The organism is Bradyrhizobium sp. ORS 86 (assembly GCF_045571475.1).
In the GTDB taxonomy this organism is placed as follows: Bacteria; Pseudomonadota; Alphaproteobacteria; order Rhizobiales; family Xanthobacteraceae; genus Bradyrhizobium.
In genome coordinates, this window is the sequence record NZ_CP120699.1 from 2,165,614 (window position 1) to 2,182,564 (window position 16,951).

9 protein-coding genes and 5 pseudogenes are annotated in these 16,951 nt (G+C 57.6%); 9 read left to right on the forward strand and 5 right to left on the reverse strand.

The genetic code is table 11. From position 1 onward, the window contains the following. The first annotated feature begins 538 nt into the window (after positions 1 to 538). Both P6U25_RS09845 and P6U25_RS09850 read left to right on the forward strand, forming a co-directional pair. Positions 539 to 1,813: a diaminobutyrate--2-oxoglutarate transaminase gene (locus P6U25_RS09845; protein ID WP_407151114.1), complete on the forward strand. Its 1,275-nt coding sequence runs from the start codon at positions 539 to 541 to the stop codon at positions 1,811 to 1,813. Between the two features lie 259 nt (positions 1,814 to 2,072). Next, on the forward strand, positions 2,073 to 2,408 hold the full coding sequence (locus P6U25_RS09850; protein WP_407151115.1) for a hypothetical protein: 336 nt from the start codon (positions 2,073 to 2,075) through the stop codon (positions 2,406 to 2,408). Positions 2,409 to 2,624: 216 nt separating this feature from the next. On the opposite strand, the gene P6U25_RS09855 is transcribed toward P6U25_RS09850, so the two are convergent. Then, entirely contained in the window at positions 2,625 to 2,867 is a 243-nt protein-coding gene (locus tag P6U25_RS09855; RefSeq protein ID WP_407151116.1) for a hypothetical protein, read from the reverse strand. A gap of 95 nt (positions 2,868 to 2,962) precedes the next feature. On the opposite strand from P6U25_RS09855, the pseudogene P6U25_RS09860 reads away from it, so the two are divergent. Both P6U25_RS09860 and P6U25_RS09865 read left to right on the forward strand, forming a co-directional pair. Further along, positions 2,963 to 3,979 (forward strand): annotated as a pseudogene (locus tag P6U25_RS09860) (IS5/IS1182 family transposase); the annotation flags it as partial. Between the two features lie 182 nt (positions 3,980 to 4,161). Then, positions 4,162 to 5,359: pseudogene (locus P6U25_RS09865) on the forward strand (IS256 family transposase). Positions 5,360 to 5,677: 318 nt separating this feature from the next. On the opposite strand, the gene P6U25_RS09870 reads toward P6U25_RS09865, so the two are convergent. The 3 genes and pseudogenes from P6U25_RS09870 to P6U25_RS09880 all read right to left on the reverse strand — a co-directional run. Then, positions 5,678 to 6,280 (reverse strand): pyridoxal-phosphate dependent enzyme, encoded by a 603-nt coding sequence (locus tag P6U25_RS09870; RefSeq protein ID WP_407151117.1) that lies wholly within the window; start codon positions 6,278 to 6,280, stop codon positions 5,678 to 5,680. Beyond that, positions 6,240 to 6,626, reverse strand: a complete 387-nt coding sequence (locus P6U25_RS09875) for a pyridoxal-phosphate dependent enzyme (protein WP_407151118.1) — start codon at positions 6,624 to 6,626, stop codon at positions 6,240 to 6,242. Before P6U25_RS09875 ends, P6U25_RS09870 begins: the two co-directional genes overlap by 41 nt. Positions 6,627 to 7,435: 809 nt before the next feature. Beyond that, positions 7,436 to 8,414: pseudogene (locus P6U25_RS09880) on the reverse strand (MFS transporter); the annotation flags it as partial. Between P6U25_RS09880 and tnpC the strand changes: the two are divergent. Then, a pseudogene (gene tnpC / locus P6U25_RS09885) lies at positions 8,399 to 9,234 on the forward strand (IS66 family transposase); the annotation flags it as partial. The pseudogenes P6U25_RS09880 and tnpC overlap by 16 nt on opposite strands. A gap of 537 nt (positions 9,235 to 9,771) precedes the next feature. On the opposite strand, the gene P6U25_RS09890 reads toward tnpC, so the two are convergent. Next, entirely contained in the window at positions 9,772 to 10,248 is a 477-nt protein-coding gene (locus P6U25_RS09890; RefSeq protein ID WP_407151119.1) for an Lrp/AsnC family transcriptional regulator, read from the reverse strand. Between the two features lie 526 nt (positions 10,249 to 10,774). Between P6U25_RS09890 and P6U25_RS09895 the strand changes: the two are divergent. The 4 genes and pseudogenes from P6U25_RS09895 to P6U25_RS09910 all read left to right on the forward strand — a co-directional run. Next, a pseudogene (locus tag P6U25_RS09895) lies at positions 10,775 to 11,212 on the forward strand (aspartate aminotransferase family protein); the annotation flags it as partial. 97 nt (positions 11,213 to 11,309) lie between these two features. Further along, the gene (locus tag P6U25_RS09900; RefSeq protein ID WP_407151120.1) at positions 11,310 to 12,704 is read left to right on the forward strand and encodes an aminotransferase; all 1,395 of its coding nucleotides are present in this window, start codon (positions 11,310 to 11,312) and stop codon (positions 12,702 to 12,704) included. Between the two features lie 913 nt (positions 12,705 to 13,617). After that, positions 13,618 to 14,796 (forward strand): ABC transporter ATP-binding protein, encoded by a 1,179-nt coding sequence (locus P6U25_RS09905; protein WP_407151121.1) that lies wholly within the window; start codon positions 13,618 to 13,620, stop codon positions 14,794 to 14,796. A gap of 94 nt (positions 14,797 to 14,890) precedes the next feature. Continuing rightward, entirely contained in the window at positions 14,891 to 16,690 is a 1,800-nt protein-coding gene (locus tag P6U25_RS09910; RefSeq protein ID WP_407151122.1) for an ABC transporter permease subunit, read from the forward strand. Positions 16,691 to 16,951: the final 261 nt, after the last annotated feature.

Sequence of the window (16,951 nt, forward strand, 5' to 3'; positions counted from 1 at the left end):
GTCTCCTGCAAGCCCCGCATGGATGAATGGCTTCAACATCGCGTGGCTCTTGAACGGCTTATCAGGATAATGTGAGCTATTTCATATGGCGTCCAGCGAGCGAGGAGTCGCCAATCATCTCTATAGCTGGACCGATGTCGGGCAGCTAAAATCAGTTACGCGCACGAGCGCTGGCCGCTTGCGCGCTCCTGGCGCAGAGCAGCCCATCGGAGCTGGGAGCTGCGTATCCTGGGGGCTGGCTCTAAGCTTTAACTGAGAAGCGAGGTCAGCAGCGAATGCTTTCGCCGAGATGCGGACGACGCGCGCCAGATGGTAGGAAGGTGCGTAGCTATCACAAGAATACTACCAATCCTGGTAGTCTCAGTATTCTTGGTTATCGGGTAAGTGAGCAGAGGTGCTCGCCGCGACGTGCTTTACGACGCAACCCTGCCACGCGGCGCTCAACCGGCCTTTCGTATCCCAGCGCCGCGTGCGCTGTACTCGAACCACTTACTGGCAGAGGACGCCATCGTCGGTGAATAGTTTTGGAGGACGAAAAGTGCAGCCCTTCAAGGCCCCAAGATCAGATATCCGCTCGAACTCGCGATCGTTTTCCGACCTTCTCAGCCGAGCGCGCAGCTCTATTGTGCTAATGGCGGATGGTCGAAAGCTGATTGACTTTCATTCCGATGCGGGAACGCTGAACTACGGTCACAACAATCATCAGATTAAAGTTGCTATTACCAAGTATCTGGAATCGGATGCTGCAGTCTCCGCCTTTAACATGAACACTTCCGCGAAGCTGGAGTTTATGGAGACGTTCAGCTCGGTAATACTCCGACAGCGGGGTCTACAATACCGGTGTCAATTCGCGGAGAGTGTCATCGAGGTAGCGATAGAACTCTCACGCACAGTTACAGGGCGCCAGAAGATCATTTTATTTACACACGCATATCATGGTACTAGCCTGAGAGCGGTTGGTGCTAGCGGAAAAGATCGTACGACGAGTGGCGTGTCTTTGTCTGACGTAACTTTCATGCCGTATGATGGTTATCTTGGACCAGACGTTGATACGGCCGGCTACCTGCGAAAAGTTCTAACAGACGAGAGCAGCGGCGTCGATCGTCCAGCTGCCATTCTCGTGGAAACAGTGCAAGGAGAAGGTGGTATATACGTGGCCGCCAAAGAATGGTTGCTATCAATTCAGGACATAGCAAGGGATGTGGGCGCCCTCTTTATAATTGACGATGTCCAAATGGGTTGTGGTCGCACCGGCGATTTCTTTAGTTTCGAGTTCGCGGGGCTGTCGCCAGATATTGTGGTGCTATCGAACTCGTTAAGTGGCTACGGTCTGCCACTCTCAATGTTGTTGATCAAGGACAGTATCATCGAATCGAGATCAGCGAGATGCACGAGCGCGTTTCGCGGAAACAATCTGGCACTAGTATCTGCAACCGCAGCCGTGAACCTCTATTGGCGCACCCAGACCTTTTCGCAGGGTGTTCACCGCATGGGAACGGTTTTGCGGTCTCGACTTGAGACCATAGCTTCCGGCTGTGGACGCAATTTCGTTGTTCGGGGAAGGGGCATGGCGCTGGGGTTTGATTGCCAAAATGGCAACGTCGCGGATGCCACGACGCGCAAGGCATTTGAAAAGGGATTAATGGTGGAGCAGTGTGAGTGCGCCGATCAGGTCGTAAAATTTTTACCCGCACTTACGATTGACCTTGAGACGCTAAATCAAGGTCTTCAAATCTTCGAGGGAGCTTTGGCCGAAACATTGAACAAAATAGGGTTCGCTGCGACTTGCCCCAGCGGTACGCTCAGACGATGAGTGAGAGGGATCTCAAATATGGAATTCTTGGGCAGATTCTCACCTGCGCCTTGATTTGGCTCAAGATCCTCAACTGTCACGGCAGGGCGGAGCCTCGTTTCTCGCGACCCGAACATCGTCCCATTGACGGATGCAAGAGTCTAGGGCGGACCGATCCGTAGGAGCGTCGGGGCCCTGTAATGGGGACGGAGCAAAGGGATCGGCTCAGGTAGTCGTACTCTTGAACCAACGCAGAGCGACCGACGTAGACTGACAAACCTTGGAGATGTTCGAGACAGATCTTGTGAGGAATCTCGACAAGATCTGGAATCCCCCGACCGTCGTCGGCATCTACGATTTGGCTTGGCGTCGTGGCCAGCGATGTGGAACGATCATCTGCTATCTGGGGCGCAACTGCGTGCTTGATCTGCTTCTGATCGACAGTGTTGCGCGTTGGCCGGGAATCAAGGTCGTTGCCCGCGATCGTGCGTATCGTGACAGCGCACGCTGCGGCGCCTCGGACGCGGTGGCGAACCGCTGCCACATGCTCGACAGTTGGGGTGAGGACGCGCGCCTCGCGGTCGGCCGCCACCATCACAACGTAGCCGCCGTGTAAATCTCGGCGTCCGCGCAACGGACGAAGACCGGCAGTTCCACGCCGCCGCCCGGCCTCGCACAGTTGCGGGCGGATCAAAAGGCTGCGAAGCGAACACAACGTGACGGAGAATGGCGGAATCGGGCAAGCTCGTGACGGGCGAGCGCCGATCGCTGTGACAAGCGTCGTGGAGGAGATGAAATCGAGACCTCGCAACTCACGCAGCGCCTCCACGTGCTACTCCATCGACCAATGAGCGGCCATCGTGCTGATGCGCCGGATAAGCTGGTCATGGCGGTCTTGCGCCGTCCAGACTGCTTCAAGGTAAGCCTGAAAAACAATCTGATGCGCGGGCTGATCAAAGGTTTGACCGGAAAGCCGGGAGCGATGTCGCCGGGTCCCGTTCTTGCCGATCTTGTAAGGGCGACCGTGACGCAATAGGAATGCCTGCAGTTGCTGTCGAGCCCGCATGAGCTGCATCGATGCATCCGCGCCCGGATGAGATCGCGCGCGCCGGTCGGTCTTAATCCCTTCGCCTAGCTTGCGTGGAGACATCGACGTCGCGACGACCGTGCGAGTTCTTCCAGCACCGCCTCGTGTTCAATCGCTCCTCGCTGACGCGCTGGCGCCAACGGATGGGCGAGGAGGAGCTGCAAGCGCTGCTGCAGGAGAGCCTCTTGGTCGCCAGCAATACCGAGGCGATTAAGCCGTCCGACCTCAAGCGCGTCATCGTCGACACCACGGTGCAGCCCAAGAACGTGATGTTCGCGACCGATGACGGGATTCTCAACCGTACTCGCGAAATCCTCGTCCGGCGGCAAAACGGCAGGGCCTCGCGTTGCAGCAATCCTATGCGCGGTGAGCAAGTTCGAGCTGATCAAGCTTCAGCGCTATGTCCACGCCAAGCAGTTCGAGCGCGCTAACCGAGCCTTGAAGACGCTCCGAACCTATCTCGACCGCGTCACCCGCGACATCACCCGCAAGGCCGCACTGGCTTGCTCGGTGAGATTGTCCTCGGCCGCATGCTGGCGCTGGCGCGACGGGTGCTTGACCTGAAGCACCAGCATGGACCGAAGGTCTACTCGCTGCACACGCCGGAGATGGATGATCGGCATGGGCAAGGCCCACCAGTTCGGGGGCAAGGTCTCCGTCGCCACGACGCTGGCGCCGCCCAGTTTGTCACCCATGTGAAGGCCCTGCCGGGCAACCTCTACAACGGTCATACGCTCAAGACCGTGGCCCCCCGGAGATGAGGGCGCTGATCGGCAACATCATCGAGCGGCTCGTTATCGACAAAGGCTATCGCGGCCACGATGCGCCACCCGACTACAAGTCAGGGTATTCATCTCAGAGAAGAAGCGGCGGGTGACGCCCAAGGTCAAACGCGAGAGGCCCGCCGCGCGGCCATCGGCCATTTCAAATCCGAACATCGGATGGGCCGGAACTATCTCAGGCACGGCCAGGGCGATGCCACCAATGCCGTCCGCGCCGCCGCCAGCTACGACTTCCGTCGCCTCATCCCCTGGCTTGAGCGTCGGTTGCACCAAACCCTCGCCAAGCTCATCCTCGCACTTCAGCTTGTTCCGATCTGAATCGAGTTCTTCACGGACGACTAGAGGTCGTGTCCCCATTGGTGGTGTAGCTCGGTAGAGCAAAGCCGTCCGCACGCGCGGCCTCCCATGGCGCCGTAGCGGGCGGGCGGCTTTGCGGTGGTCACCGGCAGTTCGCCGGTAGGGTCGGGTTGCTGATACCAACCTGATTCGAGGAACCACCGATGACCGATGAGATGATGAACCTCCGCACGCTCGTGGAGAAGACCCCTGATGCCGATCTGCTGCGCGAGATGATCGGCTTTGCCGCCCAGCGCCTGATGGAGCTGGAAGTGGAAGGCCAGACTGGGGCCGCCTATGGCGAGAAGAGCCGAGCGCCTGGCGCAGCGCAACGGCTACCGCGACCGGACCTGGGAGACCCGCGCCGGCACGGTCGAGCTGCGTATCCCCAAGCTGCGCAAGGGTTCCTACTTCCCCGGCTTTCTGGAGCCGCGCCGGATGGCCGAGAAGGCGCTCACCGCCGTGGTGCAGGAAGCCTATGTGCAGGGCGTCTCCACCCGCTCGGTCGACGACCTGGTGCAGGCGATGGGCATGAGCGGCATCTCCAAGAGCCAGGTCTCGCGGCTGTGCGCGGAGATCGACGACAAGGTGAAGGCGTTCCTCGCTCGCCCGATCGAGGGCGATTGGCCGTATCTGTGGATCGACGCCACCTACGTGAAGGTGCGCCAGCAGGGGCGCATCGTGTCGGTCGCGGTGATCGTCGCGGTCGGCGTCAACAGCGATGGCCGGCGCGAAGTTCTCGGTATGGACATTGGTCCCTCGGAGGCCGAGACATTCTGGACGGCGTTCCTGCGCAAGCTCGCCCGCCGCGGCCTGCGCGGCGTCAAGCTGGTCGTCTCCGACGCCCACGAGGGCATCAAGGCGACCGTCGCCAAGGTGCTCAACGCCAGTTGGCAGCGTTGCCGCGTGCACTTCATGCGCAACGCGCTGGCCCATGCCGGCAAAAGCGGACGGCGTGTCGTCTCCGCCTTCATCGCCACTGCGTTTGCCCAGGACGATGCCGAAGCCGCACGAGCGCAATGGCGAAAGGTCGCCGATCAGCTCCGCCCCAAGCTACCCAAGCTCGCCGGCTTCCTCGACGAGGCCGAGACCGATGTGCTGGCCTACATGACGTTCCCGCCGCAGCACCGCACCAAGCTGCACTCGACCAACCCGATCGAGCGCCTCAACGGCGAGATCAAGCGCCGGACCGAGGTCGTCGGCATCTTCCCCAATGAGGACGCCATCGTCCGCCTCATCGGCGCGATCCTGCTCGAACAGAATGATGAATGGGCCGTCCAGCGCGCCCGTTACATGACGCTGGAAACCATCGCGCCGTTGAGCGATGATCCAACCGTCAGTCTCCCGGCTATCGCCAGCTGACCAGTCCGGCTCTTGCCGGCGAACGCGGTGTCCCACCGCCAGTTACACCACGCTCAGGGACACGATCCGACTAGAGTTCGTCGACGACCTGTGTATCTAGCACATCGCCTATTTAGCGTGGCCTTGCTGCGTCACCACGATTGTATCTACTCAAGTGGATTGCGGCTCCTCCTGCAAATAGGTTCGGCTGCACGAAACCTTCTCAATTGTGCTCATGAACCGTTTCACTTCTTCCGGCAATTGGTTGTCGTGGCGGAGGTGACGTAGAGCTGTTCGGTTTTCAAATCGAGGTCAAGACGGGTCCTGCCAGCGCGCGTTTCAGATGATCCATTGAAATATTTGCACCGGTAATAGCACAACGATGCGCTTTCCCTTCAATTCACGCCGCCGTCCCCAAGCTCCGGTGAGCCCGGCGGCTGCGCCAGTTTCTACGAGGATGTGAGCATCGCTCGCGAGCGTATGTACGGCCGAAAGAAGCGCTTGGTCGCTCACGAGATTGGCGTCGTCGACGTGTCTCACGAGAGCGTTGAGTACCAATACCGCAGGTACGCGGCACGTAACGCAGTCTGCGATAGTCTCGACTGGTCGCTCGATCTTTTTGCGCGAGTGGAAGCTTTCTACCATTGCAGGAGAACCTTCCGATTGCACTGCAGCGACACGCACGTTGGGCTGCAGTGCCTTCAATGCAGCCGCAGTGCCCGAGGCGAGAGATCCGCTTCCCAAGGGCGTGAACAACCAGTCGATATCAGAAAGAGTGGTGCCAATTTCGAGCCCTATTGTGCCTGCACCCTCGATCAAATGGATATTTTCGCCATCGTCGACAAAGTTGCCGTGCATGTCCTTGGAGAAGGCTTGGGCATGCCACTTCGCATCGTCAATATCACAGCCTCCGACGTGAATGGTCGCCCGCCAGGGCAGCAATCATGTCCCGCTTTGTCGGATTGGGGTTGTCGGGAAGAAAAATATCAGCCGGAACACCCAAGGCTCGAGCGGCAAATGCAACAGCTTGACCATGGTTTCCGGTTGAAGACGTCACTGCTCGTCGTAAGGATGACATTTCGCGCGCCGTCAGCAGCGCATTGAAGGCACCCCGCAACTTGAACGAAGCGATGGGCGTAGCTGTTTCCACTTTCAGCCAGACCTCAGCTTCGAATGCTTTGGAAAGAAGCTCGGATTGGAAGAGCGGCGTCATCCCCACCCAGCGTTTGAGGCGTGCGCTCGCTTCAACGATACCTTCAAAGGATGGAATCTGCTCGGTCACTACCACGATAAAGCCCTCGATTGTCTCCGAGCAATCTCACGGCCGAAAAGTGATCAATTGCGATCAAATGTAGTCACTAAATTGATCGATTCCTTCAATTTTGCACGCTGGACGCCGTGGACCGTCATTCCAGGCACGATCGGTCAATTTTGACCAGGCCTTGCACTGAGTAACCGAAGTTAAAGCGGCGGGAGCTAAGTGGTGATGCAGTAGTGTCGGCGCGAGCAAGGACACTCGGCGGCTACGCCGGACCTCTGCGTGGTAAACCTGAGAAGCTCGAAAAGAACGATGCGGTCGGTGACAAGCCCATTGGCCGGCAAGGATCAGTGATCCGAACAATTCTCCCTCGAGGCACTGATTTTTGGAATACCGCGAGTGGCTCGCTTTGCCGCAGGGACCTACCACGCAGCGATCATTGGGCCGATGGTATCGCTGGGGCGTAAGTGGGCCATCCGGAGCCAAGGCCCTTGAGAGCGTTGATGAAAGCTCGTACCCACGATCTTCACCACCGACAAGTCCTGTCGTCGGGTTGCCATTCCAGATCCAACGGATGCTCTTGTGACATTCCCTTCTCCGACTGGAGTGGACATTTTGCCGCTCGCTCTCTTATGGAAATCTCAGCAGGCACGCCTGTTGCGCGTCGGTCTCGACAGCAATCCCCGTCGCGGGGCTTCATGGGCCGCGGCGCGGTGCTTCTGATGTCAACCGACAAGCTACCTGCCAAGATCGACCGCTGACTATCGATGTATCCCGCTGCCGTTTGCAATCAACCGAGCAGGAAGCGTCTGCAGCGAGCGAAGCGCGCTTGGGAAGGCTTAGCGCACTGATCCGAACGGACGCTCCAACAGGCGTAGGACGCGCACGGGCTCAGGTCCGATGTGAAGGGCGATCGCTTTCCGGTCGAGTGCGCGCTCCGACTGCGTCGCGCGATTGCGCTGCCGCAAATAGTCGAGCCATGTCGGGCAATGATAGCGTTCGGTCCACAGTTCGGGATTCGCAGCGTCACGCGCAATCGACCAGCCATAGGCCCATTGCGCTGGCGAGACAACTGCGCGTTCTGCATAATTTTATAGAAAGCGCGCATTCTCCTGTGCGACACGATATTCGATCTCGACCACCAATGGCCGGCTGGGATTCGTAAGCGGGAGCCGCACCTTAGGATCGGCTCCCGCGTCGCCATCCTCATCGTGAGCGGTGATACGCGGCATGCCGAGCCAGCACCCGAGGCGCGCCGAGAGCAGCATCAGCGTGGCGGAGATAAGCAGTCCATCTGGACGCCGGCGATATCGGTGAGCCGTCCCCAGCCCCAGCTCCCGATCGCAATACCCCCGGAGAACGCAGCCTGATAGGCTGCAAGTGATCGGCCTGCCACCCAGCGCGGCGTGGAGAACTGCACCCCCGATATTAAACAGTGTAACAGCCATCACCCATACGGCTCCTGCCAAAACCATCGCGACAGCGGTCAGCACCGGTTCGTGGCTCAGCGCCACCGCCGCGATCGCGCCTCCCATGGAGAGTGTGCAGGCGCGCAGCGCGGCTTCGCCGCTCATACGCTTGCGCACCTCACCGAAATAAAGAGCCCCAATGACGGCGCCAACTCCAAAGAAACCGAGCATGATGCCGTAGGTCTGCGCGCCACCATGCAGTAGATCCCGCGTGACCAGCGGCATCAGCGCCGATATCGAGGCGGCGATCGTGGCGGTCGCCATGGCGCGAGTGAACACAATCTTGAGAGACGGCGAATTGGAAGATGTAGCGAACGCCTGAAACAATGGCGCAGCTCAAAGCTGTTCGCCGACGAGACGACAATGCCGGTGCTTGATCCCGGCCGCGGGCGCACTAAGACCGGTCAGCTCTGGGCCTATGCGGCGGACGACCGACCATGGGGCGGCGTCGATCCGCCGGGCGTCGCCTATGTCTATGCCCCCGATCGCAAAGCCGATCGACCGATCGTTCATCTCGCAGGCTTCAAGGGGATACTGCAGGTCGACGGCTACGCCGGCTATGCCAAACTCGCTGAGCGGGGCAACGTTGAGCTTGCGTTCTGTTGGGCGCACATGCGCCGCAACTTCTATGAGCTCGCAACACCTGGCCCGGCACCCATCGCGAGCGAGACGCTGAAGCACATCGCCGAGTTCTACGCGATTGAGAAGGACATCCGCGGCCGCAGCGCCGAGGAGCGTCGCCTCATCCGGCAGCAGAAAAGCCGGCCGCTTGCCGATACCTTCCAGAAGTGGCTACACGCAAAACTCGCCCTGATCAGCCAGAAGGGCAAGCTCGCCGACGCCATCCGCTATGCGCTCTCACGCTGGGAGGGGGTCTGACGCGCTTCATCGATGATGGCCGTATTGAGCTCGACAACAACGCCGTCGAACGTTCGATCCGTCCGATCACGATCAACCGGAAAAATGCGCTGTTCGCAGGCTCCGACGGCGGTGCCGAGCACTGGGCCATCATCGCCTCCCTGGTCGAAACCTGTAAGCTGAATGACGTCGATCCGCTTGCTTACCTGACCGGCGCGCTCACCAGCATCGTCAACGGCCATCCAAACCGCGACATCGACCAGCTGCTGCCCTGGACTTACTGCGCTCAAGCCCTCAAAGCCGTGGCCTGAGAACGACGCTTACACTTCCTCGACATAAGCGCGATGATATCCTGCCTTCGAGCAGAGCCCACCACGATCAGATAAATCCAGATCGGTCGCTACCGCGATTTCGAAATAGGTGCCACCCGTCTCACCCGTAAACACGGCGATTGTCGCGATCGCACGAGGGTTCGAACTTGATTCGCTGCTAGCCGCTAAACCGATGTTTTCTCTTCCAGCATCATCGAGACGCTCTGCGTTCTGAGATGCTGAAGGGTTGTTGCCATGCTCTTTTAACCACAGACCAGACCAACAATCTCGGCGTCACGTTGACGGCGATGCCGATTCGCGGTGCTGCCGCGATATATCTTGCTCATTGTTCTCGGTGTTTGCGCGGTGCATTCAGGGGTGACCACTTCGAAAACAGAACTGGACATAAGTCCGAAACCCGTCTCCGCAGCTTAAGCTAAAGCAGCCTCACAGTAGAGGAACAAGACTGGGGGATTCTCGCATTGCACGCAAGGAAGTGCCGAAAAAGAGAGCAAACACATGCGTCGGCGCATGCTGTCACTCTTCGCGCGAGGTCTCGATTGGAATAGCAAACCCTGCTTTTACGCGATCCATTATAACCATCGTCTTGAAACCTTTGATCTCGGGGTTCTCATAGAAGAAACGGCGGGTGAATTGCTCATAGTCTTCCATCGTGCGCGAGGTGATGTAGAGGACAAAATCAGCATCGCCGGTGACAAAAAATCCATTGACCACTTCAGCTGACGATTTGATGGCCTTCTTGAATTTATCGACTATGTCCGCACGCTCTCGCTCGAGGGTTACCAGCACAAGCATTTGAATAGGTCGTCCCACCGCCTTCGGCGAAACGATTGAGACGTCGGCCTCGATGATCCCGTCCGCACGAAGCCTCTTCAGTCGACGTTGACAGGCGGTTGCCGACAGTCCGGCAAGCTCGCCGATTATCTCAGAGGTTAGGCGGTTGTTCTTTTGAACGATCTCGAGGATGCGGGCGTCTGTTCGGTCGTATTGCATGGTCGACTCCGGCCTTGAAGAATTTCATCGCAAAACGCCGCAGAATGCAGGAAATCTGCTGAACTGCAGCAGAAAGCGACGCAAACACGTTTGCGGCTGCAGTATGCTGAATGCACCGGCAATTTCAACAAAATGCCGGGTGAGACTTCCAAATGAGTTCTCAAGCGACCCGGCGCAAAAGTCTGTCTTTGGCTGATCTCGCCGGCAGGCTTCCGCGATTCCTGAATCATCACCGCTTTGTGGTGGGGCCGCGCTTGTCGACTGTCGCTGGATTGCCGCGAGCGGGACGCTCTGGTCGATCTAGCCACCAGAGAAAAGATTAACGAAACTGCTCGCCGCAGTACTGAAGCAATTGGCTCGCGATCACTGCAGCCTGATAGCCGTGATTGCCAACGCGGCCAAGGCGATTCTCAGATCTCGAAGAGTGTCGATCGTCGAGCGTTCCGAAACGAACCAACAGGAAGAGCCACTGATCGCGCGCACTGACATATCTCGTTTCGGCGATTTCTTGGCTGAGGGAAAGGGTATGATCGAGGTCAAACCCGTCGCTGAACGAGACCGCTCAAGTGTTCTGCATTCCTTTCACCGAGCTTGACGATTTCGCCCGTGGCCAACTTGACGATCCCACGATCATTGCTGGTGGAAAAGGCATTCGAATCGAAGGCGCACAGGGATGCCGCCACATCAACGGGTTTGCCGGATTGTACTGTGTGAATGTTGGATACGGTCGAACGGGAGTCGCTGAGGCGATCGCGCGGCAAGCCTACAGATTAGCATACTGCCACACATATGCAGCGCATGCGACCGAAGAATCAGCCGTTCCATCGCATCGCCTCATTCGACCGGCTCTTGGCAGAACCGGTAGAGTCGCCTCGGGGTTGTTCGGACCAGGCACGACGAAACCCAAGCCAAGCTTGCATGGTGTCGTGTTCAGCCGAAAAAGAAGAAGTCTATCTCGCGCGAAATCTGGGCTCGGCCGCGAAGTGTCGGGTACGGCTTAGCTAAATATATGGAATTGAAATACATCTGCTTCGGCGACCTCGCGGCTTAGGAGAAACGGTATGATCGATGTTAAAGCCACTGCTGAACGAGATCGCTCGAGTGTTCTGCATCCCTTCACTCAGCTCAAGGAGTTCGCCTCTGGTAAGGCCGGGGATCCGACGATAATCACCGGAGGAAAAGGCATTCGCATCGAAGACGCGCAGGGGCGCGGTTATATTGATGGCCTTGCTGGTCTCTACTGTGTAAATATTGGATATGGCCGGACTGAAGTGACCGAGGCCATTGCGCGGCAGGCCTACAACCTTGCTTACTATCACACGTATGCGGCACACACGACGGAAGAGCTAGCGACCCTGGCGGATCGTTTGGTGCGTACGGCGCCGGGCAAGGCGAGTAAAGTGTTCTTCGGTTTGTCCGGATCAGACGCTAACGAAACGCAAGCAAAGCTCGTCTGGTACTATAACAATCTACGTGGTCAGCCCAAGAAGAAGATTATCTCGCGCGAGCGCGGTTATCATGGCTGCTCGGTGATTTCAGGTTCAATGACCGGTATGTCATTTTATCATGATCACATGGATCTACCCTTTCCAGGCATTTTGCATACAGGCGCCCCGCACTACTATTGGGGCGCCGAACCAGGCGAGACGGAAGAGTCCTTTTCTCGCCGCCGAGCTGCCGAACTTGAAGAGCTGATCGTGCGGGAGGGGCCGGATACAATCGGTGCCTTTATTGCTGAGCCGGTCTTGGGTACCGGCGGTATCGCGCCGCCTCCAAGTGGCTACTGGCGTGAAGTGAAGGCGGTGCTCAGCCGCTACGACGTCCTTTTGATCGCAGACGAGGTGATTTGTGGATTTGGTCGAACCGGTGCGGATTTCGGTAGTACGCTGTACGGGATCGACCCAGATCTTGTAACGGTCGCCAAAGGTCTGACATCTGGCTACGTCCCGCTCTCGGCAGCGATCGTTGGTGAGAGGGTTTACTCGGTTATGGAGGAAGCTGCGAATCGTGTGGGGGTGTTTTCCCATGGCTACACCTATTCTGGCCATCCGATTGCCGCAGCTGCTGCTAATGTAGTTCTCGATATTGTTGAGAAGGAGCGACTAAGTGATCGCGCGAAGACCGTGGGCGCACACTTCCAGAAGCGGCTGAAGGATCGATTTGCGCAGCTGGAAATCGTCGGTGAAGTGAGAGGCGTGGGCCTGCTCGGTGCTGTGGAGTTCGTTGCCGACCGGCGTACGAAAAGGCGATTCGATCCGCAGCTCAAGATCGGCGCCCGGATCTCGAAGGCTGCTCGTGATCGTGGGCTTATTGCCCGAGCAATGCCGCATGGAGACATTCTTGGTTTTGCACCACCGCTCGTTGTGTCCGAAAGTGAGATAGACGAGATTATTGACCTGGCCTATCGAGCGACCAAGCAAGTGATGGATGAGCTAGCGAAAGCGTCACTCGCCTGAACGTCAAATATATATCGCTAAAATCGCGGCCGATAGGCGAATACGAGCCTTCGCGGGTACTTCTATCGTTCGAAATCATCGGCGAGCCGTACGCCACCGACACCCGAAGCGCGCTAGGCATAACCCCTTGATCCACCGACGAGAGAGAACTTGCTTTCGTCAATGAAGCCACTGCAACGATGGGACCCCCGAATGTCGTACCGACTTTGTCTCGGTCACTGCTTGGCCGGGTGAGATGAACACTAAGGCCTCATCGAGGTACGGCGAGGGTGATATCGTGTTTCACACGCCGCTCGGGACCGAGCCGCACATCACGGACCGACGCTCTGCGCTCGCAGTGTACGGCAAAGGTATGGACGAGGGCGCGGTCGTCCCTATTCAGGCCGTGTTGAAAGTTAGGAGGGGTCTTTCCAAACTTAGGTGCTCTCGAACACTGCGCGTGATGCCGTTTAATAGACTCAGCCGACCGGAAGCTCACGCCGCTGAGAATGCTGAGAACGCCTCTTTTCGCAGGATTTCTTCAGGTCGCGCGCAATTTTCGTGGAATTCGTGCGTCGACACGGGTTACATTTTTATGTCTTCACGACTGCGAGAGGCAGTACGCAAACTAGGAATTCCAATCATGGTCGCTGAGCAGGGTAGACGGTTCGATGTTGTTCACGCCGGACATGCTTTGGACCACTCATAATATCGAGCCCGCCGCCTGTCGGTTCCCAAGGGGGCGAGATTACACTGGAGATTCCTGGCGCTCCGAGGACTTAACATGCTGCGGTAGGCGTGTGGCTCGGCCGCACCCCGAGCCCTCGTGATCCCCGGCGGCTGGTCAACCTTTCGCGAGGGGTCTGGTTGCGGTGCCAACTTGGTAGTCGCAAAGCGCGAGCTCCGCGGTCAAATCGAAGTAGAGAGTTGAAAAATGACTAGCGCAGAAGCTTTATACGAAACTGTGCTCGCGGAGAATTCGCAAACCCAAGTGAATAACACAGCTCGGGATATATCCGAGGTGAAGGACGGCTGCGTCCGCTTGCGCGGCCTGACGAAGGAGTACAACGGCCTTCGGGCGGTCGATGATGTGTCCATTGATATTGCCGCCGGCGAATTCGTGACAATGTTGGGTCCGAGCGGTTCCGGAAAAACGACGGTGCTCATGATGATCGCCGGATTGACCGAGCCTTCGGCGGGCGTAATTATGGTCGGCGGACGCGACGTCACACAAGTTAGGCCGCAGCACCGCAATCTTGGTGTCGTCTTTCAGAGTTATGCACTTTTTCCCCACCTCACGGTAGCGGAGAACATTGCATTCCCACTTCGCATGCGCCGTAAAGGCGAAGGCGAAATCCGACGGAAAGTGGCCAGAATGCTCGATCTGGTCCGGTTGCCTAATGTTGCAGAGCGGCTGCCCGGACAGCTCTCTGGGGGCCAACAGCAGCGCGTTGCCCTTGCCCGAGCTCTCGTCTTCGATCCTCCGGTTCTACTTCTCGACGAGCCGCTGAGCGCATTGGATAAAAAGTTGCGCGAAAACATGCAGTTTGAGATTCGCGAGCTTCATCGCAATCTTGGGCTCACCATCATTAACGTTACGCATGACCAAACCGAGGCTCTCGTCATGTCGGATCGTGTGATTATCATGCGCGATGGGCAGGTTGTACAATGCGGATCGCCTGGCGAGCTCTACGAGCGCCCACAGTCGAGCTTCGTCGCCGATTTTCTCGGGACGTCTAACTTCCTGAAGGGAGAGCTTCAGGAGCCGCGGGACGCGGATGGATGGAGCCTGCTTACCGCTGGCGGATTGCGCTGCCGTATCCCTGACTCGGCGCAAGTGTCCAAGGGCCAGGCGCGTTTAATGCTGCGACCAGAGCGCATCAGTCTCAATGCTGCCGCGGCCCCGGAACAGAGTTTCGAGGGGCGTGTCACTGAGATTGCCTACACGGGGGATCTCATTCGCTACCGTGTAGCTCTGAATGACCGGGACGTGGTCGAAGTCACGTTACAGAACAAGCCAGGTCACGTCCCGCAAGCCAGTATTGGCAGCCAAGCGACGGTCGGATGGCGTTTTGAAGACGTCCACGTCTTCGTCGAGTCGTCAATTGAGTAGTGCATTCTGCAAGGAGTGACGCGTCTCAACGCCGGATCGATCACCTGCCATCCAACCGATCCAAAGCACGAATCTTAACGCACTGAAGAAAGCCATGTCATTGCGCACAAGCCGTCGTATCGGTGTCGTCAGCCTCTTGCTTCCAGCGGCGCTCCTCCTTGTCCCTCTCTATATATATCCTCTTGCGCAGATCGTATCTCGCAGCTTCGGATCTGAGAAGTGGTCGACCGCTAACTATGTAGAGCTGTTCAGCGATCCGTTCGTGCTTCGCGTGCTGTACCAGACTTTGCAGCTTTCGCTGATCATCGCGGCACTTTGTGTCCTCGTCGGCTATCCAATTGCATATGCGATGTGCGTTGTGTCGGAGCGAACAAGGCGGACCATGACGCTGCTTGTCCTCCTGCCACTCTGGACAAGTTCTCTCGTGCGTTGCTTTGCTTGGATTGTGATACTTGGCCGCAGTGGCATTGTGAACACGGCGCTGTCTAATGTCGGGCTCATCGATACGCCTCTCAAGCTCGTTTACAATACGATAGGCGTATATATCGGTGTAGTCCATATCGGGCTGCCGTTCATGATCTTGCCGCTCTACAACAGTTTGCGCCGAATTGACCTGCGTCTGCTGTCTGCCGCGGAAAGCCTGGGTTCGCGTCCGATTTCAGCTTTCTTCTGGATCGTTCTGCCTTTGAGCATGCCTGGGGTGCTCGCTGGCGGTCTTTTGGTCTTCATGTTTTCGGTCGGAATGTATGTGATACCTGCCCTCCTGGGAGGGCTCTCGGACACAACTTACATGATGGCCGTTGAGAAGCAGGTGAACGACCTGAACAATTGGGGGCTAGCGGCTGCGATGTCGGTATTGCTACTGATCGCGACCGGCATTCTCACGCTGTTGTATGAGCGTACACTGAACGTAGACTCATCATCTGGAATTCTCAGTAAGATAGTACGAAACGTCTTTCAGCGCGGACCAATTCACGCACTCGTCTGGCGCGAACGAATCCTGGCGAGGCTGTTCCCGTTGCGCGCATCCGAAGAGAAGGTGGGCAAACGGTCTACCCGCCTGGAATCGCGTCACCTTTTTGTAAGATGCTGGTCGTTTGGGGTACTTGCTTGCCTCGTGGTCCCGCTCATCGTGATTTTTCCTCTTGCACTTTCAGGTGAGACATATCTTCAATTTCCGCCACAGACGTACTCCATGCGTTGGTTCGAGAACTTTTTCTCACGCGACGATTGGGTCACACCTACCATCACAAGTCTCAAGGTCGGGCTTCTTGCGACTCCAGCCGCCATTCTGGTCGGCGTCCCGGCAGCATATGCAATCGTGCGTGGGCAATTCCCGGGAAAAGGAATCATTACAGCGATTCTCATTTCGCCAATGATTGTGCCAGTCGTGATTTTGGCGATCTCACTGTACGCGTTTTATGCTCGCGTTAGTTTGCTTGGAACTGTCGGTGGACTCGCTCTGGCTCACACGATTCTCGCACTTCCATACGTCGTCGTGACCGTTTCGGCGGGCCTGAAGGGAACAGACGAGAGGTTAGAAGCGGCGGCCCTAACAATGGGCGCGAGTCCTGTGCGCGCATTCTGGATCATCACGCTGCCCGTGCTGCGCCCTGCAATCCTGTCGGCCGCCTTTCTCGCGTTCCTTACTTCCTTTGATGATGTGATTCTGGCACTTTTCCTTTCGGGCACAACCGCCAAGACGCTCCCTGTGAGGATCTGGGAGGGTATTCGATTTGAAATTGATCCGACCATCGCTGCCGTATCGGTGATGCTCATCCTGATCACGATAGGACTCAAGTTTGTTGCGGAATGGCCGGCCAGAAGAGTCGCTAAATCAGGGACGGGCGGGGCTGCAGTCATGCAATCCGCAGAGATCGGAGGTATCGGATAACAAGCCTTGGCGCTCGGCGCTTGGCTAGCAGTAGCAGGCGCTACGAAGTCTCGCGATCCGCGACAGATGGCATAACCGAAGGCAAGTAAGATTAACTTCGTAGAGACTAAATCGAAGAACGATTATCGCCCTGGCGCATTCTCCGCGATTGCTCTGAGCGCTATCCCATTCTCGAGCTCAGAGTACGAAGTCCGGAAGCAGAAGGTGGGCGGCCTCGCAGGCGTGCGAGGGGGAAATCCTCAGCGGTACACCACACGCTGT

Coding starts and splice junctions, on each gene's coding strand:
- P6U25_RS09855 (WP_407151116.1), bottom strand. CDS start 2,867: ATGCAGCTCATGCGGGCTCGACAGCAACTGCAGGCATTCCTATTGCGT.
- P6U25_RS09890 (WP_407151119.1), bottom strand. CDS start 10,248: ATGCAATACGACCGAACAGACGCCCGCATCCTCGAGATCGTTCAAAAG.
- P6U25_RS09900 (WP_407151120.1), top strand. CDS start 11,310: ATGATCGATGTTAAAGCCACTGCTGAACGAGATCGCTCGAGTGTTCTG.
- P6U25_RS09905 (WP_407151121.1), top strand. CDS start 13,618: ATGACTAGCGCAGAAGCTTTATACGAAACTGTGCTCGCGGAGAATTCG.
- P6U25_RS09910 (WP_407151122.1), top strand. CDS start 14,891: ATGTCATTGCGCACAAGCCGTCGTATCGGTGTCGTCAGCCTCTTGCTT.